The 1943-nt window shown below is 42.5% G+C and carries 3 protein-coding genes; all 3 read left to right on the forward strand.

Annotation, left to right across the window (positions count from 1 at the left end; genetic code table 11):
- The first annotated feature begins 619 nt into the window (after nucleotides 1-619).
- Nucleotides 620-1165, forward strand: coding sequence for a GNAT family N-acetyltransferase (locus ACP45E_RS20640; RefSeq protein WP_017038433.1), 546 nt, complete (start codon nucleotides 620-622; stop codon nucleotides 1163-1165).
- Nucleotides 1166-1353: 188 nt separating this feature from the next.
- The gene (locus tag ACP45E_RS20645) at nucleotides 1354-1611 is read left to right on the forward strand and encodes a type II toxin-antitoxin system Phd/YefM family antitoxin (RefSeq protein WP_017038125.1); all 258 of its coding nucleotides are present in this window, start codon (nucleotides 1354-1356) and stop codon (nucleotides 1609-1611) included.
- Nucleotides 1599-1901, forward strand: coding sequence for a type II toxin-antitoxin system RelE/ParE family toxin (locus tag ACP45E_RS20650; RefSeq protein WP_017038126.1), 303 nt, complete (start codon nucleotides 1599-1601; stop codon nucleotides 1899-1901). Before ACP45E_RS20645 ends, ACP45E_RS20650 begins: the two co-directional genes overlap by 13 nt.
- Nucleotides 1902-1943 lie beyond the last annotated feature (42 nt).

Genomic DNA, 1943 nt, shown 5'->3' on the forward strand with positions numbered 1-1943 from the left:
TTGCCGCTTAGCAGAGCGTTATGTTTACTTGTATTTCAAGGGCTTAAATGTCTTCGGCTCTAGTTCTTTGTCCCTCTGGCAATTCATCCCTAGTAGACTCAGCAAATCCGCATTGTCGGCCTAAGTTCTTGAATCACTTAGGCCGTAAAACATGCCAATGTTCGTGGGTTGCTTCATTGGCAGGTCGTGGCGGTTGGTTTCAGGTTTAATTGGCTCAAAGTCGCTTTTAGGTTCTTAGTCAATCAGCATTTCGGCTTGGCAGTTGCCTCGGCAATTAAGCATTGTTTAGCGCTTTGGTTGGAAAGAAAGGGCGCTTGTTCTACCTTGGTCGGGTTGCCTCATTGGGCTGGGAAGTGGAATTACACCTTTTAGGTTGGTCGTCTTTGATGGCCAAGTTAGTTCTTGCCTTGTGGTTTGGCTCAGAAAACTAGTTAGAAATAGCAATTCTTTCTCAATTAAATCAGTCGTTTGTGGTAAAACATAACAAACAATTCAACAGTGATTCGCAACGCTTGGCGCTTTCACTTCAGGTTGAGTTTAGTGTTTACGGCGCAGTGGTTTAGGTAGGTGGCAGCGTTGCTCACACGTTAATTGGGCGTTATGTTTTTAAGAGGAAATCATGTTTACATTGGATGTTGATACCGATCTGAAACTGGCTTTGGTTACTCCCAAGTTTGCTTCGGCCTATCTTGAAATTGTCAGTCGAGAGCGAGAATATTTGAGTCAATGGTTAGCTTGGCCTCCTCATGCAAGCAATGAAGCGTTTTTTCTTAGCTTTATCAAAAGTTCATTGCATGATTATGCTGATGGAAAATCCTTAGTTTGTGGGATGATTTACCAAGATAAGTTGGTTGGAAATATCAGTTTTAACAGTATTAACCGTCAACTGAAAAAAGTAGAGATTGGCTACTGGTTAAGCTCTGAATACCAAGGTAAAGGTATCGTGAGTAAGTCAGTTTTAAAACTGACCGACTTGGCTTTTACTGAATTTGATATGGAAAAGGTTCAGATATCAGCAGCGAGCGAAAATATTCCAAGTCGTAATGTATGTGAACGTTTAGGTTTCTCGCTTGAGGGCATAATCAGTCGCGCAGAAAATTTGAATGGCCGAGTTGTAGATCATGCTGTTTATGGTCTAAATCGTACCCATTGGCCCAAAACATAACAAACGCTTCAAGAGGGACAGCCAACGCGCGGCACTTTTACTATGCGTTGGTTTTTGTGATTACGGTGTTATGCGGAAGCTTGGCAGTAGCGTTGGCTGCCCCTTAAGCGGGCGTTAGCCGTCATGGAGCTTGCTATACTTAAAGTGATAGAATAGTATCACTCTAGTATTCCTTTGGAGCAGCTTTCATGAAAGTAGAACTAGTTACATCACTTAAACGTCAAGCAACCAAGATCCTCGCTGATCTCCACGACACTAAAGAACCAGTATTAATTACTGAGCATGGTAAGCCATCAGCGTATCTAGTTGATGTTGATGATTACGAGTTTATGCAAAATCGTTTGGTTATTCTGGAGGGCATTGCACGAGGCGAGCGTGCACTAGCTGACGGTAAAGTGGTAAGTCATGATGAAGCCAAGGACAAAATGTCAAAATGGCTGAAATAATCTGGACTGAGCCAGCGCTATCTGACCTCAACGATATCGCTGAATACATAGCACTTGAAAATATTGTAGCTGCAAAGCAGTTGGTACAAACGATCTTCTCTAAAGTTGAACGCCTAGAAACTTTTCCAGAATCAGGTCGTGTTCCGCCCGAACTAGAACATTTAAGTTATCGTGAAGTTGTCGTTAATCCGTGCCGTGTTTTCTATAAACAAGACGGTGACAAGGTCTTTATTCTGTTTGTTATGCGAGCTGAAAGAGATTTGCGTAAGTTCCTGTTGAGTAGGCAATAACCTTTGGGAATGAACGGCTAACAAACGCTTCAAGACGGATTC

It is taken from the genome of Vibrio genomosp. F10 str. 9ZD137 (assembly GCF_049974785.1).
Classification (GTDB): Bacteria; Pseudomonadota; Gammaproteobacteria; order Enterobacterales; family Vibrionaceae; genus Vibrio.